We start from the raw sequence: 22567 nt of genomic DNA on the forward strand, positions 1-22567 counted from the left end.
CCGTCACCTGCCCGGCCGCGGCGCGGCCGGCCCTTCTTTTGCCAGCTCTGAAGCACCGTCTGTTCCGCAGTCGGCATTCGCGACGAGCCGGCCGATGAGCGGCAGCGCCACCCGCGCCGATAGCCACAGCGCCGACTGCTCTTCGGCAGTCAGAGTCGTCATCAATGCCGCCAGGCGTTTCCGGCGTAGACGCTTGCGATCATCGAGCAACGCCTGGCCCTCGGTGGTGATTCCGATCAGGCAGGCCCGGCCGTCGTCAGGGTCGGGCAGCCGGGTCACCAACCCGGCGCGTTCCAGCCGCTGGACCAATTGGGTCATGGACGGCTGACTGACACCTTCCTTGCTCGCCAGCGTGGTCAATCGGACAGGGCCCTCGCGGTACACCCGGTTCATCGTGAACGCGGCAGAGGCGCTGAGATCGGCGCGGTCGCTGAGAAATCGGATGGTCAAGTCCATCGCCTGGTCGAGGGCATCGCCAACGCAATCGCTGACCTCGAGATCGGTCAGCTGTTTTGCCACCGGGTATCTATATCACGAAGGCTATATAGCGGCAATCGGAGCCTGCCCGTCCCGCGATCCGGGCAAGATTCCCGCCTCGTCGACGCTGTCCAGCGTGGATGTCTGTCGGTTGGGCGGTGAGCTGACGAAGACAAGGGTGGCCAGTTGTATGCCCTTGCCTATCTATCGAGCGCTTACCAGACGTCGCCGGGACGCCAGTCGCACGTCAGTTCCGCCGTGGCATCGACCTCGACGTCGACCGGCAGCACGAAGATCGAACCGTCGTCATCCGGTGTGCGAGCCGGGCCGTTCGGCGCCAACACCGATGTCGGCCCCTGCCAGTGCAGCCACCCGCGGGGCCGGTAGATCGTCTCGCCGAGCGGGGTCGAACTGAGGGCACCGATTTGATAGGCGCCACGGATCACCTGCTCGATCGCGTCGAGCACGGCATGGGCCAGTCCTTGCCCCCGCCAGTCGTCGCGCACCGCGACGGCCTCGACGTAGCCACAGCGCAATGCCGTCCCGCCGTGGAGCAGTCGGCGCTGAACGACCGACGCGTGGGCGATCAGCGCGCCGCGGTGGGCGATGATCGCGTGCATCCCGCCCAGCGCGTGTTCCCAGTCCGAGTCGGTGAATTCGGCCGGGCCGCCGAACGCATCGGTGAGCATTTGCCGGGCGCTCAGGCGGGTCGCGGCATCCAGGTCGCTGGTGTGGATCAGCCGGGCGGTGTGGACCTGCGCGTGCACACCCTCAGCTCTACCAGTCCGGGGAGCCGTCCGCTGGGATACGGGGTGCGGTCCAGCGCAGTCGCACGGATTGGCCGGCCCGGATCTGCGCCACCGTGTCGGTATCGGCGTCGGTGACCACGCCGATGACGGGGTAGCCCCCGGTCACCGGGTGATCGGGGCCCAGGATCACCGGCTGACCGTTGGGCGGCACCTGAATTGCGCCGCGAGTGGCCCCTTCGCTGGGCAGCTGGCGGTCAGGCCATCGGTATGTCAAGGGGAGCCCGCTCAGCCGCATGCCGACTCGGTCGCTTCGGTCGGTGGCGACCCACTCGGTATGGACCAGAGCGTCCGGCACGGCGAACCAGTTGTCGCGCGGTCCCGGCACGACGCGCAACTCGATCCGGCCGGCGGCGATCGCGGCCACCGGCGCCTGGTCGAGCTCGGGGTACCGCCCGCTCGGGGTGCCCACCGGAAGTACGTCGCCCGCGCGCACTGGTCGGGGCCCGATGCCCGACATCGTGTCGTAACTGCGCGAGCCCAACACCGGTTCGACGTCGATCCCGCCGCGCACCGCCAGGTAACTACGCACGCCGGCGTGCGGTACGCCGAGAGAGACCACTTCTCCGGCGCGGACGCGATGAACACTGTTGGTGCCGAAAGGAATTCCACCAACCGCGGGATCGGCGTCGGCGCCCGTCACGGCGATGTCGACGTCGCCGCCCTGTACCCGTGCGGCGAATCCGCCCATGGTGATCTCCACCGTGGCCCGGTCGTCGGGGTTGGCCACCAGGCGGTTGGCCAACCGGTGTGCGCCACGGTCAGCCGCCCCTGAGTGGGTCACCCCGACGTGCGCCAGACCGGGCCGGCCGAGATCTTCCAGCAGCGCCAGGGGGCCGGTCCGCAGGACTTCGAGCGTGATCATGGGCGACCTGGCGTGATCGCCCGGAATCGCACCCACATGCCGGGCACGAGCAGCGCAGGCTGCGGGCGCCCGATGTCCCACAACACCGCGTCGGTGCGTCCGATCAGCTGCCAGCCACCGGGCGAGGACCGTGGATAGATTCCGCTGAAATCGCCTGCCAGGCCGACCGATCCGGCAGGCACCGCAGTGCGGGGATCGCTGCGCCGTGGCACCGTCAGGCGGGAGTCTCCCCCGATGAGGTAGGCGAAACCCGGTGCGAATCCGCCGAATCCGACTCGCCACGGTGTTCTGGTGTGCGCCTCGATCACCTCGGCGGTTGTCATGTCGGTGTGCGTCGCGACGTCGACGAGGTCTGGTCCGTCGTAGATCACGTCGATCGTGACGTCGGCCTCGCCGCTCGGATGGTGATCGACGCCAACGGAGTCGATGCGCAGGCGGGTGAGGCGCCGGCGCGTCGGCGCCTGGTCAGCCGGGTCGGCGAGGGTCAGTAGCACGGTGCCGGCCGTCGGCACGATGTCCAGGACGCCGGGTAACCGTGCCTCGCGCAGGCTGGCGGCCAGTGCCAGCACCGCGTCGGTGGACGGGCATTCCAGCAGCAGCGCTCGGTCGCCATAATCGCGAATTGTGTTGGACACCAAGAGTTTTGTCGCCCTTGCCGAAGATCAGACCATCATGGTGTAGGTCGGCTCGTTGCGCTTGATGTATCCGATGACCCGGTACGTCACCGGCAGCATGACCACTTCCACAGCCGTCTTGTAGACCCAACCCAGCGCGGTGTAGGTGACGAAGTCGCCGAAGCTGGTGATGCCGATGGCGCCGGCGGCGATGCTGCAGAAGACCAGCGTGTCGCCGAGCTGGCCGGCGAAGGTCGAGCCGACCAGGCGCGCCCACAGGTGCTTTTCCTTGGTGCGCTCTTTGATCTTGACGACGGTCCACGCGTTGATGGTCTGGCCGACGATGAACCCGGCCAAGCCGGCGATGATCAGCTGGGTGTAGGCGTGGACGACGTTTTCGAAGTGTTCCTGGTTGGTGTAGAAGTCGGCCGATGGGAGATAGATCGTCACCCAGAACGCCAGCGCCGCCAGGATGTTCATGGCGAAGCCGAGGATGATGGCCCGGCGTGCGGCTTTGAACCCGTACACCTCGGACAGCACATCGCCGATCACGTACGTCAGCGGGAAGACGATGAAACCGCCGTCGGTGATGATCGACCAGTGTCCGATGACGGGCCCGAATGCGACACCCTTGGTGGCGGTCACATTGGAGATGATCACCAGAGCCGTGAAGACCGAAACGAAGACGGGATAGTAGCGAGAACCGACCTGTGCGAATCCGGGAGTGGGAACGTCGGCGCGTGCGGTGGCCTGGCTGCTTGTCACAGGTGCTATCCAAGCACGGCAGGTCAGGCCAGCGCGCGTGAGAGCAGCGGCGGCAACTGATCGGCCACCACCGGATAGGACAGCGGCGAGGCGAACGCGATCGCCCCGGCGAGGTCCTGGCCGGTGAACACGTTCCGAGTGGCCAGCTTGGCGACCCCGGGATCGGCGGACAGCGCAGCTTGGTCCGCGTCGCTCTCGGTGGACCAGATCAGCACGTCGGCCGAGTCGAGGGCGTCGGCGAGCTTGTCGCGGGGGATGGCCGCCCTGTGGTCGTCGACGGCATATGCGGCGATGCTGCCCGCGATCTGGAAGCCCATCGCGGTCAGGAAGTCGGTACGCCAGCCGGGCAGCGTCGCGGTCATCGTGCCACCGGCGAAGCTGCCCGCCAGCAGCACCGCTTTCTTGTCTTTGAAACCGGGGTTGTTCTTGGCGATGTCGGCGAACTTGGCGTCAACGTCGGAAATCAGCTGCTTCATCTGCTTGCCCTGGAACACCGCGGTTCCCACCGCGGTGGCCTGATCCTTCCACGGTTCGAAGAAGGCGTCGTCGTCGGACTGGGCGATGGTCGGCGCGATCGCCGAGAGCTTTTTGTACGTGTCGGAGTCGAGCCCGGCGTTGACGGCAACGATCAGGTCGGGTTTGAGCGCCGCGATCTGGTCGACCTGAATTCCGTTGTCCAGGTTGAGGACAACGGGCTGGGCCGACCCGAGCTTGGCCCGGGCCCACGGCCACACGCCGAGAGGTTGGTCACCGAACCAGTTGGTCACCGCGACGGGGACCACCCCGACCGCCAGCAGATCGTCCTGCTCGGTGAAGCCGGCGCTGACGACACGTTTCGGCGGTGCGGTGATGGTGGTTTCGCCGAAGATGTGCTTGATGGTCACCGAGGTGGGGTTGGCGTCGTCGCCGGATCTGTTCGGCGAGCAGGCCGCCGCGACCAGCACCCCCGCCGCTCCGGCTGCTCCCAGGAATCCACGCCTGGTCCACTGCGCGCTCACGGCGCGAGATTAACCCACCACCAGCGAGATGCCGAGTCCAATCATTGCGGCGGCAATCAGACCGTCGAGGATCCGCCACGTCAGCGGAGTGGCGAACAACCCGGCCAGCCGGCGCGCGCCGAACCCCAGGCTGAAGAACCAGACGACGCTGGCGGTCACCGCGCCGATGCCGAACAACCACCGGCTCTCGGCGTGCTGATTGGCCAACGTTCCCAGCAGCACGACGGTGTCCAGGTATACGTGCGGGTTGAGAAAGGTCATGGCCAGGCATGTCAGCAGCACCGAGAGCAGCCGGGTGGAGCCGTTCTGCGCCGGCGCCATGCCGGCCGATTTCAGGGCGCGGCGTGCCGCCATGGCGCCGTAGCAGAACAAGAAGGCGGCCCCGCCGATCTTGGCCACCGTGACGGTGTTCGGGTGCGCGGTGATGATGGCACCGATGCCCGCGATGCCGGTGGTGATGAGCAGCAAGTCGGAGATCGCGCACACGCTGACCACAGCGAGGACGTGCTCACGCCGGATTCCCTGGCGCAGGACGAACGCGTTCTGTGCGCCGATGGCGGCGATCAGCGTGAACGACGTCAAGAATCCGACGATGAGCGGCGAGGTCATGCCTCGACGGTAAGAAGGACCACCGCAACAGTCCAGCTAAAGTTGCTTGCGGTAGTTAAGCGCCGCTAATGCGACAGTGACGTCAGCAGATGGCGGCGGCGGCGATGAGTCCGAACGCGATGAGCACGATGCTCAGCACGAACGCTGCGTGACCCATCGACAGGGCGACGACCACGCCGACGACACCGGCGACGAAGATCGCGACCATGAGGAAAGCCATCAGTCCGGTGTGCGGGTTGATGGCAGCGCGGGGGAGCGGCACGACTCTCGGTCCTTGAGGACGTTCCATGCCCGTCATCCAACACCTCCGTATGTGACTTAGTTCATCATCCTAGGAATAGGTGATGCGGATCACAAGCAGCGCGAGGTCACGATTGTCGGGTCGGCGTCGGGGTGCAGCTAGAGGCCGGCCCGCTCCAAGGCGTCGTCGAACTCCTCTGCGGCCGCCTTGTCGCTCTTACCGTCGGCGATCGCCTGCTGATACATCGCAAGGAAGTCAGGTCCGAGCAGCGCGAACCGCGCGTCCCAGGCAGCCGAGTCCTGTCGCCAGTACCCCATGACGTCGTACTGGTCGATGGTCCAGCCGCTGCGGCGCAGATGCTTGCGGACCTCCCGCGATGCGCCCGCCTCGCCGCCGAACCAGCAGTAGCCGTCCGCCGGGAGCTCGAGGTCGCGGACCAGCTGCGCGAGCCGGCTCGCCGCGACGCCGTTGCCGCTGTCCAGGCTGGGTATCAGCGTGACTTCGGGCCGGGTCGGCAGATAGTCGAGATCGTGGTGGTCGAGTGCTTCGACCACCACGGTGGTGGAGACGGCCGGTGCAGACTCGGCCATGATGCGGGCGAGCGCGGGTAGCCCGGCAAGGTCGGCGACCAGCAGCTGGAACGTCGTACTCGCCGGCGGCCGGTACCACGCGCGGGCATGGTCGAGGCCGACACGATCGCCCGCGCTGACGGTCTGCGCCCACACGCTGCCGGGACCGCCGGGGTGCACCAGGATGTCGAGGTCGATGAGGTCTCCGGCATGGCGGCGCACGGAGTAGGTGCGGCCGTTGTTCGGGGACGCCGCGTCGAAGTACACCCCGACGGCGCAATCGGCGCCCGGCGCGACGGCCAGCGATTCGGGGGTGTCCACGCGCAGCCTGACGCGACGCAGCCGCGGGTTCGGTGCGAACGTCTCGACGACGGTCGCGGGCGTGAAGCTCATCAGACCGCCCCGGCCGCTCCGAGCGTGGTGGCGGTCAGCGTGGCGACGAGGGTGTGTTCGTCGGTGTCGATGTCGCCGTGCAACCAGGCGGCGATGAGCTCCGTGGCGGCGGTGACCATCGTCCTGGTCGCAAGCAGGCGGTCCACCGACGGCTTCGGCGGTCCCTCGAACGGCATTGCTTCGGCGGCGATGCGTTCGGTGAACGCACTGATCTCCCGTTGCTGGAGATGACGTAGCCGCGGGAATCCAGGCGACTCCATGTAGAGGCGCGCGTCGGCTGCGCTGGCCACCAATGTCTGCACCACGATGCGCAGCACACCGTGGGCGCGCTCGGGCTTGGGAACGGTGGCCAGCACCACCTCCATCGCAGCCTTGAGCCTGCTGTACAGGTCTTCGGCACAGGCGTCCAGTAGATCGTCCTTCGTGCTGAATTCGGCATAGAAATAGCGCTTGCTCAGTCTCGCCCGCTGGCACACCAGGTCGACGGTCAGCGGCGCGATGCCCATCTCGGCGATCAGGTCGCGCGCGGCGTCGAGTAGCCGGGCACGGCGCTCCTGCGAGCGCTGCAGTGAACTGAGCCCGCCGTAGGTGCGTCCTTCGACAACCATGACGCCATCTTGACCCATCGTGTGGGCCGCGCCATAATCCAGAACGAATCCGTTCCAGATTACCCGCACGGCGCAAGGAGTCACCGATGACGACCCGGATCATGGATGAAGCGGCGCGCGTCCTGGCCAACCCACAGGCCTATACCGACGAGGCGGGGCTCCACGGCGCACTCGCGCACCTGCGCGCGCACGCCCCCGTGTCGTGGGTGGACGTCGAGGGATACCGGCCGTTCTGGGCGATCACCAAGCACGCCGACATCATGGACATCGAGCGCCAGAACGACCTGTTCACCAACGACCCCCGTCCGATCCTGGTGGTGCAGGACCTCGACGACAAACTGCGCGCCGACCGGGAAGCCGGGGCAGGCCTGAGCACGCTGATCCACATCGACGACCCGCATCACCGCGACTTGCGCAAGATCGGTGCCGACTGGTTCCGGCCAAAAGCCATGCGCGCGTTGAAGGCCCGCTGTGACGAGCTGGCCAAGATGTACGTCGGCCAGATGGTGGAGCGTGGACCGGAGCTCGACTTCGCCCAAGAGATCGCGGTCAACTTTCCGCTGTACGTCATTCTGACGCTGCTCGGCCTTCCGGAGTCGGACTTTCCCCGCATGCTCAAGCTCACTCAGGAGCTGTTCGGCGGCGATGACAGCGAGTTCCAACGCGCTGAGGACAAAGACGCGATGATCGCGGTGCTGTTGGACTTCTTCGGGTACTTCTCGGCGCTGACCGCTTCCCGCCGCGAGCATCCCACTGAGGACCTGACGTCGGCGATCGCGAACGCCACGATCAATGGAGAACCGTTGTCCGACATGGACACCGCCTCCTACTACGTCATCGTCGCCAGCGCCGGCCACGACACCACCAGCGCCGGAATCGCCGGCGGGCTACTGGAACTCATCCGCAACCCGGGTGAGCTCCAGCGGTTGCAGAACGATCCGTCCCTGATGGGCACCGCGGTCGAGGAGATGATCCGCTGCATCGTTCCGGTCAAGGAGTTCATGCGCACCGCCCAGGCCGACACCGAGGTCCGCGGTGTCCCCATCGCCAAGGGCGAAGCCGTACTGCTGTCCTATGTCTCGGCCAACCGCGACGAAGAAGTCTTCGCCGACCCGATGCGCTTCGACGTCGGCCGCGACCCCAACAAGCACCTGTCCTTCGGCTACGGCGTGCACTTCTGCCTGGGCGCAGCGCTGGCCCGCATGGAGATGAACAGCTTCTTCACCGAACTCGTCCCGCGTATCAAGTCCATCGAACTCGCGGGCGAACCCGAACTCATGGCCACCACCTTCGTCGGCGGTGTCAAGCACTTGCCGATCCGATACTCCTTGCGGTGATTTCTCCGCGGTGACCCCCGCCAACGGCGATAATTGCCGGTGAGTCGGTCGCACGAGGGGAAGTACTCACGATGAAGAAGCTGGCAGCGGCGCTGTTGAGCGCCATGGCACTGGCTGTTGTACCGGTGGCCGTGGCACCCGGTGCACACGCCGACGTGTGCGGAGACGCCGGAGGACGTCATGTGAATGTCGGCGGGTGCACGAACGTCGCCGGTGATGTCGCCGTCGCGGGCGCGGTGGCCTCTGGCGACGACGCTGCGGCGCAGGCGGCCTCGGGGCAGCCGCCGTGTTACACGCCGCAGGGTGTCCCGTACTACACCCCCGGTTCGGATCCCTGCTACTGAGCGCCGCCGGTGAGGCTCGCCTGGATGCGGGCCAACTCGCGGCCTTCGCCGCGATAGTCGAACTCGGCAGTTTCGAGGCGGCGGCCGATCGGTTGCATGTCACGCCGTCGGCGGTCAGCCAGCGCATAAAAGCGCTGGAAAAGCAGGTGGGGCAGGTGCTGGTGGTCCGCGGAAAGCCCTGTGTGGCAACGCTGGCCGGGACACCGCTGCTTCGGCTGGCCGCGCAGACCGCGATGTTGGAGGCCGAGGCCATCGCCGAGATGGCCGGCGGCGGGGAGGCCGCACCGCGCCCGCGGATCGCGATGGCGGTCAACGCCGACTCCATGGCGACGTGGTTCGTCCGGGTGTTGTCCGAGCTGCCCGATGTGTTGTTCGACATCCGCATCGAAGACCAGGACCACTCCGCCCGGCTGTTGCGAGAGGGCGTCGTCATGGGTGCGGTCACCACCGAGCGCGCCCCGGTACCCGGCTGCCGGGTCCATCCGCTGGGCGTAATGCGGTACCTGCCGGTGGCCAGTGCTGACTACGTAAAGCGGTATTTCCCAGCAGGTTTCACTTTCGAGGCGGTGAAGTCGTCATCGTCCCTCGCATGGAATCGCGACGATGCACTGCAGAATATGCTGGTGCGCAAGGCATTCGGTCGGCCTGTCGAACGTCCGGTCACATACGTGCCGACCGCGGAGGGCTTCGGTGCCGCGGTACACGCCGGCCTCGGGTGGGGCATGTATCCCGAGCAGTCGGCGGCACAGGCGCTCGCCGACGGCTCGTTCGTCCAGGTCAGCGATGTCCACCTCGACGTCCCGCTGTTCTGGCAGTGCTGGAAGCTCGACAGCCCCCTGATGAAGTCCCTGACCACGACCGTACTGGCCGCCGCCGACGCACTGCGCCGGGGCTGACAGGCGATCACACTCACTCCACAACGGTTTGCCGTCGCCAGGTCCGCCGGCCGTCACGCCGCAGATCACCACCGCGCCGACCTCCGCCGAACCCGGCTAGCAGCGCAACTGGGCAGAATGGCACTGATGCACCATGATTGATCGGTTGGGCAAGAGATCGTGGAGATGTGAATGGCTGTAGTTGGTCGCAGGGCGCGAGTTCTGCTGTCGGTGGTGTTGGTTCTGATGGCTGTTCAGGCGGGTCCGGCCGTCGTAGCGCACGCCGACGATGTCCTGCCGCCGGTGGCGTTCACCACCACCTCGAATGCGCCGCTGCACAACGGCGGCACCTACGGCATCGGCACCGTGATCGTCGCGCATTTTGAAGCTCCCGTCGGAGACCGCGGTCTGGCCGAGCAGGCACTGCAGGTCGACACCTCGCCTCCGGTTGCCGGCGCGTGGCACTGGGTCGACGACCGCACCATGCACTGGCGGCCGCCGCAGTACTACGCGCCGGGCACTGTGGTCACCGTCACTCCCGGTCCAGGCGCGCCTGTCTCGTTCACCATCGGTGCCTCGCACATCTCGATCGCCGATGACGCGACCAAGCAAGTGACGGTGTTCGACGGGGGGAAGCTGGTCCGGACCATGCCGACTTCGATGGGCCGCGGGGGCACCGAGAAAGTCGGGAACACCACGTTGAGCTTCTGGACCCAGCCCGGCGTCTACACCGTTCTGGACAAGAGCAATCCGGTGGTGATGGATTCGTCCACGTACGGCCTGCCGATCAACTCCCATCTCGGCTACAAGGAGTCGATCCCGTACGCGGTGCGCATCAGCACCGACGGCGTGTATCTGCACGAGCTGGACGCCACAGTTTGGGCGCAGGGCAACACCGACACCAGCCATGGTTGTCTGAACCTCAACCGCGACAATGCAATCTGGTTCTACAACTTCTCGGTGCCCGGTGATGTCGTCGAAGTGCGCAACACCGGAGGCAAGCCGCTCCAGCTGTGGCAGAACGGGGACTGGAGCGTCCCGTGGGATCAGTGGGCTTAGCCGGCGTGGTGCGGTTTCGGGTAGCGACTACTCGTGACACGGAATGTCCGTCGCACGAGACTGGGGGCGTGACAATCCCGCACCCGGAGCCGCGCCTCGCCAACGTCGTCGAGTTGCCGCTGGCCCGTGTGGCCGGTCATCGCGACCCGGCCGGCGAGGACGACGAGCGTGAGCCGGAGACCGTCATCCTGCTCTGGTGACGGCCCGGATATGGCAGGGTGAAATCCATGGCCGATGCCGTCGGAACCGAGAACGCGCCCGCGCAACGAACATTCTTCGGGCACCCGGTCGGTCTGGCCAACCTCTTCGGCGTCGAGTTATGGGAGCGCTTCTCCTACTACGGGATGCTCACGATTCTCGGGTATTACCTGTACTACTCACTTACCGAGGGCGGTCTCGGCCTGCCCAAGGCCACCGCGACCGGCGTCGTCGGGGCGTATGGCGGCCTGGTGTATCTGTCCACAGTCCTGGGGGGCTGGGTGGCCGACCGGTTGCTCGGCATGGAGCGGACGGTGCTCTACGGCGGCGTCGTGGTCATGTTCGGCCACATCGCACTGGCGGTGCTGCCCGGGCTCACGGGTGTCGGCGTCGGTCTGATACTGATCGCGCTGGGCTCCGGCGCGCTCAAAGCGAACGCCTCGTCGCTGCTGGGCACGCTCTATGACGACGGCGACCCCCGTCGCGACGGCGGATTCACACTGTTCTATCTCGGTATCAACCTGGGTTCGTTCGTAGGCCCGTTGATCACCGGCCTCCTGCAGACCAAAGTGGGTTTCCACTACGGGTTCGGCGCCGCGGCCGTCGGCATGGCGCTGGGCCTGACCCAGTATGTGGTATTCCGGCGCAATCTCGGTAGCCACGGCCGGACTCCACCGAATCCGCTGTCCCGCAGTCAGTTCGTGCGCACCGCGAGCATTGCCGCAGCAGTCGTGGTGGTGGTCGTCGTCGCCTTCGTCTTCGGTCTGATCACCCTCGCCAACCTCTCCCAGGTGACCACCGGAATTCTGGTCGTCGCCTCGATCGCCTACTTCGCGGTGATGCTGCGCAGCCCTCGTGTCGAACCACTGGAGCGCACGCGAGTGCGGGCCTTCATCCCGCTGTTCATCGCCAACGCGGTGTTCTGGTCGCTGTTCCAGCAGATCTTCACCGTGCTCGCGGTGTACTCCGACGAGCGGATGAACTGGTCGATCTTCGGTTGGCGGGCACCGTCGAACTGGATCGGCTCGATCGAACCGGTGTGGATCATCCTGCTGTCACCGGCGTTCGCGGCGATGTGGACCAAGTTGGGCCGACGCGCACCCACCACCCCACGCAAGTTCGCCTACGGCGTCATCGGCATGGGCGTGGCGTTCCTGCTGTTCCTGCCGATGGCCGGAACGACCGGACGCAGCGTGCCCGCGCTGTTCGTGGCGGCGATCATGGCCGTCTTCGCGATATCCGAGCTGATGCTGTCGCCGATCGGCCTGTCGGTGACGACACAGTTGGCTCCCAACGCATTTCGGGCGCAGATGATGGCGCTGTACTTCTTCTCGGTCGGCCTGGGCACGTCGATGTCGGGGGTGCTCTCGGGGTACTACCACCCGGACCGCGAGTTGGCATACTTCGGCATCCTCGGTGCCGTCGCGGTCGGGGTCGGGGTCATCGTATGGACGTTCGCGCCCCGGGTGAGCCGTCTGATGGAGGGCGTCCACTAAGGTTCGCCTCGAGCAGCAGCCGTGCGACTAGGACGTCACGCCGTCGCCATCGGTGTCCACGGCGCCGTCTCGTTGACGAAGGCCTCGAGTGAGTCAGCAACGGCCGCAGGCGCTTCGAGTTGCGGTGTGTGCCCGACGCCGGGAAGGATCAGCAGCCGGCTGCCGGGGAGAGCGTCGTGCGCGGCCCGAGCGTGGGCGACGGGAATGATCGGGTCCTGCTCGCCCCACACCAGTGAGACGGGCAGTCCGTGGGTGACATCCAACCGCGACCGAGCATTGACCGCCTGTCCGCGGTAGTCGACCACCGAGCGCAGCGTACGCAGAAATGCTTGGCGGGTAGGGCGATCCGACAGCGAGGCATAGGCTTCCCACGTCTCGACCGTCGCCATCTGTGGTGGCCGAACCGAGTCCAAACGATTCAGCAGCCGATTACCAACAGCAACCACCGATTTCGGCGCGATCAACGGTGCGATGAGTTCGGCGGCCGGCGAGGCGAGCAGCCGCAAACTCAGGCCCACCTCGGCCCCGAGTCCACCACTGGCGATCAGCGACAGCCGTTCACAGTATTCGGGATGTTGGTGCACGAACTGCATGCCGATGCCCCCGCCGAGGGAGTGCCCCACTATCGTCGCCCGAGGAATCGCCAACTCGTCGAGGAAGTTTCGCAACCACACCGCGAAGGCGCCCAGCGAGTAGTCGGTCCGCGGCTTCGCTGACTGGCCGTGGCCGAGCAAGTCCGGTGCCACCACCCGGAAACGTTCGGAGAGCTGGGGTGTAACCGCGCGCCATGTGCGTGAACTACTGCCGATCCCGTGCAGCATCACCAGGGTGGGGCCGTGCCCGCTGTCCTGGTAGGCGACGAGTTCGCCGTGCAACCGCACGTACTTGAGCTCAGTCATGAAACCTCCTAAGTTACCCACTGGTAACCTACGGTACCGTAACCAAGCTCCGTCGTCGAATGCAGCGCGGTCAGAATGCTTTGTTTCCAGGCCGAACGGCCTCGGCCGGTGTAGATCAGCGGCTAGGGTTTTGCTAGTTGTAGGGCCGCGTGGTGACCGGGGGATGGGCGGCTGACCTACCACCGGAAGGCGCGCGCATGAGCATCGAACCGCCCGACAAGCCGCCTTCGGTGGACGATTTCCGTAGACGGGCGGGGCACGTCGACCGGGAGTTCGCCGACGCACGGCGGTACCTCTCCGCACTGTGCGACGACGATAACCACTCACTGGGCGAACTGATGACCGAAATCCACCGGAGTGGGCGGGGCATGCAGGTGCTGGCGGCCATGGCGGTGCTCGCTCTGGACTTCGCGAACCTTTCCGCCGACCGCCTCGGCGGTGATGTGCAGAAGTGGCTGGACCAGTCCGAAATGACTCAGGACCAGGCTGATGCCGAGCGGAGCCAGAATGAACTCGGCGGTGAGGCATAGCCTTTCGTGCGAGTCAGGTTCGCACGACGGCAGGCCCCATCGCCTCATACCGGCGGGCATCGGCGGCGGGCAGCTCTGTGCCTGTCACGATCGAGTCGAAGTCGGCCACGTCGGCGAACCGGCAGAAGCTGCTGACACCGAATTTCGTGTGCGCGGCCACCAGAACCCGGCGACGGGCGACTTTGACTGCCATGTGTTTAACCGCCGCGACGGCCGGATCAGGGGTGGTGAGGCCATGCTCGGGCGAAATACCGTTCGTGCCAAGGTAAGCGACGTCGATCACCAGGCTGCCGAGCATGTCGGTAGCCCAATGGTCCACCGTCGCCAGCGTGCGGCCGCGCATCCGGCCACCGAGCAGCAGGACCGTCACCGACTCACTGTGGGCCAGCGCCTCGGCGGCCAGCAGTGAGGAGGTCACCACGGTGAGCTCTTGATCGGCAAGCCGTTCGGCGATGAGCCGGGGCGTGAAACCCTCGTCCAGGTACACCGTTTCGGCTCCGTGCAACACCTCGATGGCAGCGCCGGCGATCCGGTGCTTCTCGGCGAGGTCCACCTGGCTGCGGTATTCGACTGTCGATTCGAATGCCGCGGTCTCCAGCGGTATGGCGCCGCCATGCACGCGTTTGAGGATCCGGCGGCCGGCGAGCACCTTCAGGTCGCGGCGGATCGTCTCGGCCGCGACGTCGAGTTCCTCGGCCAGCGCCGCCACCTCGACTCGCCCCCTGGTGCGGGCGAACTCGACTATGCGGCCTTGGCGGGTGTCCGAATCCACCTCGGTATTCTCACCCGCCGTTGCCGCCGAGCACCGCCCGGACCTCGGCGGCACTCGTGGCGTCCCGAAGCCGGGCCACCTCGTCGTTGTTGAGGAACACCCCGGCGATCTTGGTCAGCAACGCCATGTGGTCCTTGCCCGCACCGGCGATGCCGACGACGAACTCGGCAGGCTTGCCGTTCCAGTCGATCGGTTGGGCGTAGCGCACGAACGAGATCCCGGTGCGACGGATGGCGTCCTTCGCCTCGTTGGTGCCGTGCGGGATCGCCAGGCCGTTGCCCATGTAGGTCGACACCGAACCTTCCCGCTCATGCATCGCATGCACATAGGACGGCTCGACCGCGCCGCAGGCCACCAGCAACCGGCCTGCCTCGCTGATCGCCCCGTCCCGCGTGGTGGCGGTGCCGGCCAGCACGATCGACTCGGCGGCCAGCACATCTTCGTCGGGTGCATCGGCGGCGGGTTCTGCCACGGTGGGTGCGCCCGCACCTGCGCCGTTGGCCGACCCGAGCAGTTCCACGATCTCGTCGTACTGCGGGGCGTTCATGAAGTTGTCGACCGAGACGTGGGTGGCCGATGGTGTCTTTTGACGGGCGCGATCGGTGAGGTCCCGATGGGTGACCACCAGCCCGTAGTCGTCGGTGAGATTCGAGATCGCCTGGTTGGTCACCTTCACGTCGGTGAAACCGGCGCCCTGAATTTTCCTGCGCAGCACCGAGGCTCCCATCGCGGAGGATCCCATGCCTGCATCGCACGCGAACACGATGCGGGTGATCGGGCTCCCGTCGGCGGAGCCGACAAGTGCGGCCCCGTCGGCGGAGCCGACAAGTGCGGCCCCGTCGGCGGAGCCGACAAGTGCGGCCCCGTCGGCGGAGCCGACAAGTGCGGCCCCGTCGGCGGAGCCGACAAGTGCCGAGGACACGCTGGACTTCTTACCTTTGAGGGCCTCCATGCCGGCGGTCGCGGCGGCCAGGTCTCCGTCGTCGTCAGAGCGGTCGGTCTTCAGCAGGAGCGCGGCCACCGCGAATGAGACTGCGGCGGCGCCTAATACCGACAGCGTGACTCCGAGGAAGCTGCCCGAGGCGGTTTGGGCGTAGACAGCGATGATGGAACCGGGCGCCGCCGGCGCGCGCAAGCCGGATCCGAAGAGAACATTGATGAAGATGCCCGTCATGCCGCCCAAGATGGTGGCCGCGATCAGCTTCGGCTTCATCAGCACGTACGGGAAATAGATCTCGTGGATGCCGCCGAAGAACTGGATGATCGCCGCGCCCGGTGCCGACGCTTTGGCGGCACCTCGACCGAATGCCATGAACGCCAGCAGGATTCCCAGTCCCGGTCCGGGATTGGCCTCCAGGAGGAACAACACGGATTTGCCGGTTTGCAGCGCCTGGGTGGTACCCAGCGGAGTGAGCACCCCGTGATTGATCGCGTTGTTGAGGAACAGCACCTTGGCCGGCTCGATGAAGATCGACGTCAGCGGCAACAGGTCGTGGGCAACGAGGAAGTCCACCACCCGACCGGCGCCGTGGCTGAAGCCCGACACGATCGGGCCGATTCCGAAGAACCCGAAGGTGGCCAGGATCAACCCGACGATGCCGGCCGAGAAGTTGTCGATGAGCATTTCGAAGCCTGGCCGCACCTTGCCGTCCCAGATGGCGTCGACCTTCTTCATCGCCCAACCGCCGAGTGGCCCCATCATCATCGCGCCGAGGAACATGGGGATGTCGGTGCCGGCGATCACGCCCATCGTCGCGATCGCGCCGACCACGCCACCGCGGATTCCGTACACCATCCGGCCGCCGGTGGCTCCGATCAGGATCGGCAGCAGGTAGGTGATCATCGGCGCGACGATGCCGCCGGAGGCGAAGTCACCCCAGCCGCCGATCTTGGCCACCCAACCGCCCGGGTCGCGCAGTCCCGGGAAGATCCCGGTCAGCCACCCGGCCTTGATGAACAGTGCGGTGATCAGGCCCCAGGCGATGAAAGCGCCGATATTGGGCATGACCATGTTCGACAGCGACGTGCCCAGCTTCTGAACATGAACCCGTGCCCCGGTCCGCGGTTTGGTCTCGGTGGTGGACACTCGGTGCCTCCGATTCTTTTCGGTGATGCCGATCACATCTGATGACCAGTAAAACGCACATGCGGGCAGGAATGCAAGCATTCGGTCATAAACGGGCAGCTATTACTGTGGTTTTGTGCCCGGAATACCGATAGAGTGTGGGTCGGCTCACCCGGAGGAAGGACGATCGCCATGAAAGCCCTGCGCTTCTACGCACCCGAGGATGTCCGGCTGGAGGACGTCCCGGAGCCCACCTGCGGGCCTGATGAGGTCAAGATCCGGGTCCGCAACTGCTCCACGTGCGGTACCGACGTCAAGATCTTCCACAACGGCCACCAGAACCTGACGCCGCCTCGGACGATCGGCCACGAGATCGCCGGCGAGGTCGTCGAGGTCGGGGCCGAGGTCAACCAGACATACGGCAGCGACTGGCAGATCGGCGACCGGGTGCAGGTCATCGCCGCGGTCCCGTGCGGGCACTGTCATGAATGTCGCAAGGGCTGGATGGCGGTGTGCCAGAACCAGACGTCGGTCGGCTACCAGTACGACGGTGGTTTCGCCGAGTACATGATCGTGCCCAAGCAGGTCCTGGCTGTCGATGGGCTGAACCGGATTCCCGACAACGTCGGCTTTGACGAGGCGTCCGCCGCCGAGCCCTTTGCGTGCGCCATCAACGCCCAGGAACTACTCGGCATCGAGGAGGGTGACACCGTCGTCGTCTTCGGTGCGGGCCCGATCGGCTGCATGCACATCCGGATCGCCCGCGGCGTGCACAAGTGCGGACCGGTGTATCTCGTCGACGTCAACGACAGCCGCCTGGCGATGTCGGCCGACGCCGTCCATCCCGACGAGGTCATCAATGCCGCCGACGTCGACGTCGTCGCCAAGGTCATGGAGCTGACCGGCGGCCGGGGTGCAGACGTGATCATCACCGCGACTGCCGCCAACATCACGCAGGAGCAGGCGATCGCGATGGCCGCGCGCAACGGGCGCATCTCCTTCTTCGGCGGCCTCCCCAAGACCAACCCGACGATCACCTGCGACTCCAACGTCGTGCACTACCGCCAGCTGCACATCCACGGCGCGAACGGCTCGGCGCCCGAGCACAACAAGCGTGCGCTCGAATACATCTCCACCGGACAGGTCCCCGTCAAAGACTTGATTACTCGGCATATTTCGCTCGACAACGTGCTCGAGGCGTTCGACATCGTCAAAAGCGGTGAGGCGATCAAGGTCACCGTCGAGCCGTAGGGCACTGGGCGTGAGTGAGTACCGACGCTCGAGAATTCGCGGGACTGTGCGACCTCAGCGCAGATACACGGTGGTGGTGTGGGTGAAGAACTCGCGCGCTGCGGTGCCCTGCTCTTTGGGGCCGAGTCCGCTCTTCTTCGCCCCGCCGAACGGCACATGCGGATCCGCGCCCGCCGATTCCGAGTTGATGTGCAGAACCCCGACGTCGATGTGCTCGACGGCGTGGAGTGCACGGGTCAGGTCTTGAGTGAAAACGGCTGCCGATAGCCCGAATTCGCTGTCGTTGGCCAATGCGAACGCCTCGTCGGCATCCGTGGCGCGTCGCGCCGTCAGCACCGGGCCGAACAGTTCCTCAGACCAGATGTCGGCCGGTGCCGTCAGCTCCACCAGCGTGGGTGCGACGAAAAAGCCTTCCGCCAACAGGCCTTTGAAGTAGGGCTCGCCGCCGGCGAGCACCTCGGCGTCCTGCGCCATCGCGGTACCGAGGTCGCCGTAGATGTTCCGCTGCGCGGCACCGGTGATCACCGGTCCCATCTGCGTCGCCTCGTCGGTCGGATCGCCGACCACCAGCGCGTCGACCCGGGTCGCCAGCTCAGTGAGAAACTGGTCGGCGATTCCCTCGGTGACAATCAATCGTGATGTGGCTGTGCATTTTTGGCCAGCGGAGCGGAATGCGCCCAGCATCACCTGGTCCATCGCGAGCTCGATGTCCGCGTCGTCGAGGACCACGGCCGCGTTCTTTCCGCCCATCTCGGCCTGGACCGGCACGCCCCGGGCTGCGGCAGTGGCGGCGATGCGGCGGCCCACTGCGGTCGAGCCGGTGAAGCTTATCGCGGCGAGGTCTGGGTGTTCGACCAGCGCCTCACCGATCGGAGACTCGCCGATCACCAGGTTGAGCACACCCGGCGGAAGGCCCGACGCTGTGAATGCCTCCGCGAGCCTGATCGCCAGCAGCGGAACGGTGGTCGCCGGCTTCCACACCACGGTGTTGCCGTAGACCAAAGCAGGCGCGATCTTCCAGGCCGGGATCGCGATGGGGAAGTTGAACGGGGTGATGACGGCGACGACGCCGACCGGCTTGCGGGTCACGAGGATCTGCTCACCCGCCCGCGGCGAGGCGAAGATCTCGCCGGCTTGGCGATCGCCTTCATTGCCGTAATAGCGCATGATCTGGGCAGCCCGGCGAACCTCGCCGATACCCTCGGCCGTGGTCTTGCCCTCCTCGGTCGCGAGTTCGAGACCCCACGCCCCGGCGTTGCGCTCGACCACCGCAGCCGCCGCCAGCAGGATGGCGCCGCGCTCATGGATCGGTGTGCGGGCCCAGCCCTTCAGCGCCTCACCTGCCGCGCCGACGGCACTGTCGACATCGGCCGCTGTTGCGCAAAGTCCCTCGGCAACAACCACACTGGGCCGGGTCGGGTTGACACTGCTGATGGCCTCGCCGTGGCCGGCGTGCCATTCTCCGGCGATCAGATGCCGCAGTTCGGTCGCGTCGGTCACCTCAGCGGAACGCAGCCTGGCCGGTCAGTGCACGACCGATCGACAGCAGGTGCATCTCGGACGTGCCCTCATAGGTGAGCACCGACTCGAGATTGTTCGCATGCCGCAGCGGTGAATACTCCAGCGTGATCCCGCTACCGCCCAACAGGGTTCGGCATTCCCGCGCGATCGCCAGCGCCTCCCGAACGTTGTTGAGCTTGCCGAGGCTGATCTGCTCGGGGCGTACCCCTTCGGCGTCTTTCATCCGGCCGAGGTGAACGGCCAACAGCATGCCCTTGCCCAACTCGAGGGTCATGTTGGCCAGCTTCTCCTGCGACAGCTGGAAACTCGACAGCGGCCGGTCGAAGACCTCACGCTCACGCGCATAGGCGATCGCGGTCTCCAGGCTGTCGCGTGCCGCTCCCAACGCGCCGAACACGATCCCGAACCGGGCCTCGTTGAGGCACGACAGGGGCGCACCCAGGCCGGTGGCCTCCGGCAGCTGAGCCGACGCCGGCAGCCGCACGTTGTCGAGCACCAGTTCGGAGGTGACCGAGGCCCGCAGCGACAGCTTCTTGTGAATGACGTTGGCCGTGAACCCGGGAGTATCCGTCGGTACCAGGAATCCCCGAACACCGTCGTCGGTCTGCGCCCACACCGTGGCCACGTCGGCGAGATTGCCGTTGGTGATCCACATCTTGGTGCCGTCGAGTACCCAATCGCTTCCGTCGCGCCTTGCGCGGGTGCGCATCCCGGCGGGGTTGGAACCGAAGTCCGGCTCGGTCAGGCCGAAGCACCCGATCGCCTCGCCGGTGGCCAGCCGGGGCAGCCACTCGTTCTTCTGCTCCTCGGAGCCGTACCGGTAGATCGAGAACATCGACAGCGAGCCCTGCACCGACACGAAACTGCGGAACCCGCTGTCACCGGCCTCGAGCTCCATGCATGCCAGGCCGTAGCTGACGGCATTGGTCCCTGCGCAGCCGTAGCCCTGCAGGTGCATGCCCAACAAACCCATTTCGCCGAACTCTTTGCCTAGTTCTTTTGGCAGGGTTGCGGATTCGAACCAGTCCTCGACGTTGGGCCGAAGCCGGGTGTCGACGAACTTGCGGACGGTGGCCGCGATGTCCCGCTCGTCGGAGTCGAGCAACCGGTCGGTCGCGAACAGCTCCAGCGGGGTGTACGTGTCCTTCTCGGCCGGGGCGGTCGTGGTGCTCATGGGTTATCCGATCCGGATCAGTTTCTTGTTGACGAACTCGTCGATGCCGAAGCGGCCCAGTTCGCGTCCGAAGCCGGAGCGCTTCACCCCGCCGAACGGCAGCTCGACACCATCGGCGCCTACCACGTTCACGAACACCATTCCGGCGTCGATCTTGTCGGCTACCCGTTTGGCCTGCTCTTCATCCGTGGTGAATACGTAGGACCCGAGCCCGAACGGGATGTCGTTGGCGAGCTCCACGGCCTCGTCCTCGGAGCCGACCTTGAACACCATCGCCACCGGGCCGAACAGCTCTTCGCGATAGGTCGCCGAATCGGGGGTGACACCGGTCAGTACGCCAGGCGGGAAGTAGGCACCGTCGCGCTTGCCTTCGGAGACCAGGTTGGCGCCGTCGGCCACCGCGCGATCGATCTGCTCGGCCAGCCGCTGGGCCGCACCCAACGACGACAGTGGCGCCAGCCCGTCGGCCGCTTCGACCACCTTCTTGGTGAACTTGTCCAGGAAGTCGTCGTAGAGGTCGGCTGAGACGATGAACCGCTTGGCCGCGTTGCAGGCCTGACCGGTGTTCTCGAAGCGGCCCGCCATCGCGGCCTCGACGGTTGCGTCCAGGTCGTCGCTGGACAGCACGATGAACGGATCCGACCCACCGAGCTCCAAGACCACCTTCTTCAGGTTGCGCCCGGCGATCTCGGCGACCGCGGCACCGGCACGCTCGGAACCGGTCAGGGACACGCCCTGCACCCGCGGGTCGGCGATGGCATCGGCGATCTGCTCGTTGGTCGCATACACGTTGACGTAGGCACCGGCCGGGTAGCCGGCGTCGTCGAAGATCTGCTGGATGGCCTCGGCGGACTCCGGGCACTGCGGGGCGTGCTTGAGCACGATCGTGTTGCCCAACGTGAGGTTCGGTCCCGCGAAGCGTGCGACCTGGTAGTACGGGTAGTTCCACGGCATGATGCCCAGCAGGACGCCCACCGGGCCGCGCTTTATCACCGCGCTGCCGTCGCCGTCGAGCAGTTCGATCGGCTCGTCGGCGAGGAACTTCTCGGCGTTGTCGGCGTAGTACTCGTAGATCGCCGCGCTGAAGTCGACCTCGCCGAGGGCCTGGTCCAGCGGCTTGCCCATCTCGCGGTTGATGATCTCGGCCAGCTTCTCGCGACGCTCGGTGTGCAGTGCGGCCACCCGGCGGATCAGAGCCGTCCGGTCGGCCAGCGTGGAGGTCTTCGACCAGTTCCGAAACGCCGCGGCGGCCGAAGCCAGCGCCTCTTCTATCTGTTCGTCGGTCGCCGTCGGGTACTCCCGCACGACTTCACCGGATTTCGGGTCGACCACCGCGTACAGACTCATGCTTCGTCCTCAGGGTTTAGTGGTGTAAAACTTTCGAAGTTATATACCGCTAAACTCCCATGCCACAAGGGCAGGGTGACTGGCCGTCCGCCGAAGTGAGGTGTCCCGATGCAGGAGGGCACCGGCGTCGAGTTTCTCGCGGGGGTCGACGGCTGGATGACCAGGCTGGGCCCGAAGCTGCGCGAGCTCCGCAAAGAGCGTGCGCTGACCTTGGAAGCGGTCGCCTCCTCAGCCGGTCTGACCAAAGGTTTCTTGAGTCTCTTGGAACGCGGTCAGACCACTATTTCGGTGCCCAACCTGCTCCGCGTGTGCGAAACCCTCAGTGTCTCAGTGGGTTCGCTGTTCGACTATCCGGATTCGCCGGTCGTGCGCGGCGGTGGTGCCCCAGTAGAGATGGGCGGCAGCGGAATCCGCGAGTATCTGCTGACGCCGGAAACCGAACGCAATCTGCAGGTGATGCGGACGGTGCTGCATCCCGGCGGCGGGACGGGCGGGGCGTACACGCTGGAGTCCGAAACCATCTTCGTCTTCGTGCTGCGCGGGTGCCTGCGCTTGACGGTCGACGGCCAGGAATCGGTCCTCAAAACCGGCGACTGCTATACCTTCTCGGCGAAGGCGGCGCATTCCTGGGACAACCCGGGACCAGATGTCAGCGAGGTATTGTGGTCGATCACGCCACCGATCCCACGGAATTCGGACCCGAATCGGGCCTGAACGTGCTCTACTGACCAGACAGTGTGGTGCCGGGGAAGGT

General features: G+C 66.2%; 24 protein-coding genes and 1 pseudogene. 9 read left to right on the plus strand and 16 right to left on the minus strand.

Going from position 1 to position 22567, the window contains the following annotated elements; all coding sequences use genetic code 11:
• Positions 1-3: 3 nt before the first annotated feature.
• The 10 genes from Y900_RS14585 to Y900_RS30270 form a co-directional block, all read right to left on the minus strand.
• Positions 4-519 carry a MarR family winged helix-turn-helix transcriptional regulator gene (locus Y900_RS14585; protein WP_237752565.1) on the minus strand — a complete coding sequence of 172 codons (516 nt, stop codon included), beginning with the start codon at positions 517-519 and terminating at the stop codon, positions 4-6.
• Between the two features lie 173 nt (positions 520-692).
• Positions 693-1244, minus strand: coding sequence for a GNAT family N-acetyltransferase (locus Y900_RS14590; RefSeq protein ID WP_036342787.1), 552 nt, complete (start codon positions 1242-1244; stop codon positions 693-695).
• Between the two features lie 10 nt (positions 1245-1254).
• A complete protein-coding gene (locus Y900_RS14595; RefSeq protein ID WP_036342789.1) occupies positions 1255-2148 on the minus strand; it encodes a 5-oxoprolinase/urea amidolyase family protein in 894 nt (297 codons plus the stop codon).
• The gene (locus tag Y900_RS14600) at positions 2145-2786 is read right to left on the minus strand and encodes a 5-oxoprolinase subunit B family protein (protein WP_036342791.1); all 642 of its coding nucleotides are present in this window, start codon (positions 2784-2786) and stop codon (positions 2145-2147) included. The genes Y900_RS14595 and Y900_RS14600 overlap by 4 nt, the downstream gene beginning before the upstream one ends.
• Before the next feature lie 24 nt (positions 2787-2810).
• Positions 2811-3527 (minus strand): queuosine precursor transporter, encoded by a 717-nt coding sequence (locus tag Y900_RS14605; protein WP_036342793.1) that lies wholly within the window; start codon positions 3525-3527, stop codon positions 2811-2813.
• 23 nt (positions 3528-3550) lie between these two features.
• Complete coding sequence (locus Y900_RS14610; RefSeq protein WP_081845108.1) at positions 3551-4525, minus strand: ABC transporter substrate-binding protein; 975 nt, start codon at positions 4523-4525, stop codon at positions 3551-3553.
• A 9-nt stretch (positions 4526-4534) separates the two neighbouring features.
• Positions 4535-5134 carry a LysE/ArgO family amino acid transporter gene (locus tag Y900_RS14615; protein WP_036342795.1) on the minus strand — a complete coding sequence of 200 codons (600 nt, stop codon included), beginning with the start codon at positions 5132-5134 and terminating at the stop codon, positions 4535-4537.
• Between the two features lie 82 nt (positions 5135-5216).
• Positions 5217-5396, minus strand: coding sequence for a hypothetical protein (locus Y900_RS14620; RefSeq protein ID WP_036342797.1), 180 nt, complete (start codon positions 5394-5396; stop codon positions 5217-5219).
• 137 nt (positions 5397-5533) lie between these two features.
• Positions 5534-6337: a siderophore-interacting protein gene (locus Y900_RS14625; RefSeq protein WP_036342799.1), complete on the minus strand. Its 804-nt coding sequence runs from the start codon at positions 6335-6337 to the stop codon at positions 5534-5536.
• On the minus strand, positions 6337-6945 hold the full coding sequence (locus tag Y900_RS30270) for a TetR/AcrR family transcriptional regulator (RefSeq protein ID WP_192827516.1): 609 nt from the start codon (positions 6943-6945) through the stop codon (positions 6337-6339). Before Y900_RS30270 ends, Y900_RS14625 begins: the two co-directional genes overlap by 1 nt.
• A gap of 86 nt (positions 6946-7031) precedes the next feature.
• Here Y900_RS30270 and Y900_RS14635 point away from each other — a divergent pair, with 86 nt between their 5' ends.
• From Y900_RS14635 to Y900_RS14655, 6 genes and pseudogenes are all read left to right on the plus strand, one after another.
• Complete coding sequence (locus Y900_RS14635; RefSeq protein WP_036342801.1) at positions 7032-8282, plus strand: cytochrome P450; 1251 nt, start codon at positions 7032-7034, stop codon at positions 8280-8282.
• Positions 8283-8353: 71 nt separating this feature from the next.
• A complete protein-coding gene (locus tag Y900_RS14640; RefSeq protein WP_036342802.1) occupies positions 8354-8626 on the plus strand; it encodes a hypothetical protein in 273 nt (90 codons plus the stop codon).
• Positions 8623-9522, plus strand: coding sequence for a LysR family transcriptional regulator ArgP (locus tag Y900_RS14645; protein ID WP_036346801.1), 900 nt, complete (start codon positions 8623-8625; stop codon positions 9520-9522). The genes Y900_RS14640 and Y900_RS14645 overlap by 4 nt, the downstream gene beginning before the upstream one ends.
• A gap of 288 nt (positions 9523-9810) precedes the next feature.
• A pseudogene (locus Y900_RS14650) lies at positions 9811-10560 on the plus strand (L,D-transpeptidase); the annotation flags it as partial.
• A 68-nt stretch (positions 10561-10628) separates the two neighbouring features.
• The gene (locus tag Y900_RS33450) at positions 10629-10760 is read left to right on the plus strand and encodes a hypothetical protein (protein ID WP_272945552.1); all 132 of its coding nucleotides are present in this window, start codon (positions 10629-10631) and stop codon (positions 10758-10760) included.
• A 27-nt stretch (positions 10761-10787) separates the two neighbouring features.
• Complete coding sequence (locus Y900_RS14655; RefSeq protein ID WP_036342804.1) at positions 10788-12254, plus strand: peptide MFS transporter; 1467 nt, start codon at positions 10788-10790, stop codon at positions 12252-12254.
• A gap of 35 nt (positions 12255-12289) precedes the next feature.
• On the opposite strand, the gene Y900_RS14660 is transcribed toward Y900_RS14655, so the two are convergent.
• A complete protein-coding gene (locus tag Y900_RS14660) occupies positions 12290-13153 on the minus strand; it encodes an alpha/beta fold hydrolase (protein ID WP_036342806.1) in 864 nt (287 codons plus the stop codon).
• A 197-nt stretch (positions 13154-13350) separates the two neighbouring features.
• Between Y900_RS14660 and Y900_RS14665 the strand changes: the two genes are divergently transcribed.
• Positions 13351-13683 (plus strand): hypothetical protein, encoded by a 333-nt coding sequence (locus tag Y900_RS14665; protein WP_036342807.1) that lies wholly within the window; start codon positions 13351-13353, stop codon positions 13681-13683.
• Between the two features lie 13 nt (positions 13684-13696).
• Here the strand turns inward: Y900_RS14665 and Y900_RS14670 are convergent, their stop codons facing one another.
• Positions 13697-14455: a DeoR/GlpR family DNA-binding transcription regulator gene (locus Y900_RS14670; protein ID WP_036346805.1), complete on the minus strand. Its 759-nt coding sequence runs from the start codon at positions 14453-14455 to the stop codon at positions 13697-13699.
• Between the two features lie 10 nt (positions 14456-14465).
• A complete protein-coding gene (locus Y900_RS14675; RefSeq protein WP_237752694.1) occupies positions 14466-16466 on the minus strand; it encodes a PTS sugar transporter subunit IIA in 2001 nt (666 codons plus the stop codon).
• Between the two features lie 246 nt (positions 16467-16712).
• On the opposite strand from Y900_RS14675, the gene Y900_RS14680 reads away from it, so the two are divergent.
• Entirely contained in the window at positions 16713-17771 is a 1059-nt protein-coding gene (locus tag Y900_RS14680; protein ID WP_036342808.1) for a zinc-dependent dehydrogenase, read from the plus strand.
• 54 nt (positions 17772-17825) lie between these two features.
• On the opposite strand, the gene Y900_RS14685 is transcribed toward Y900_RS14680, so the two are convergent.
• From Y900_RS14685 to Y900_RS14695, 3 genes are read right to left on the minus strand one after another with little or no spacing between them, the layout of a single operon-like run.
• Positions 17826-19271, minus strand: a complete 1446-nt coding sequence (locus tag Y900_RS14685) for an aldehyde dehydrogenase family protein (protein ID WP_036342809.1) — start codon at positions 19269-19271, stop codon at positions 17826-17828.
• A gap of 1 nt (position 19272) precedes the next feature.
• Complete coding sequence (locus Y900_RS14690) at positions 19273-20466, minus strand: acyl-CoA dehydrogenase family protein (protein WP_036342811.1); 1194 nt, start codon at positions 20464-20466, stop codon at positions 19273-19275.
• Positions 20467-20469: 3 nt separating this feature from the next.
• Entirely contained in the window at positions 20470-21813 is a 1344-nt protein-coding gene (locus tag Y900_RS14695; RefSeq protein ID WP_036342812.1) for an NAD-dependent succinate-semialdehyde dehydrogenase, read from the minus strand.
• A gap of 108 nt (positions 21814-21921) precedes the next feature.
• Here Y900_RS14695 and Y900_RS14700 point away from each other — a divergent pair, with 108 nt between their 5' ends.
• Positions 21922-22527, plus strand: coding sequence for a helix-turn-helix domain-containing protein (locus Y900_RS14700; RefSeq protein ID WP_036342814.1), 606 nt, complete (start codon positions 21922-21924; stop codon positions 22525-22527).
• Positions 22528-22567 lie beyond the last annotated feature (40 nt).

It is taken from the genome of Mycolicibacterium aromaticivorans JS19b1 = JCM 16368, from assembly GCF_000559085.1.
In the GTDB taxonomy this organism is placed as follows: Bacteria; Actinomycetota; Actinomycetes; order Mycobacteriales; family Mycobacteriaceae; genus Mycobacterium; species Mycobacterium aromaticivorans.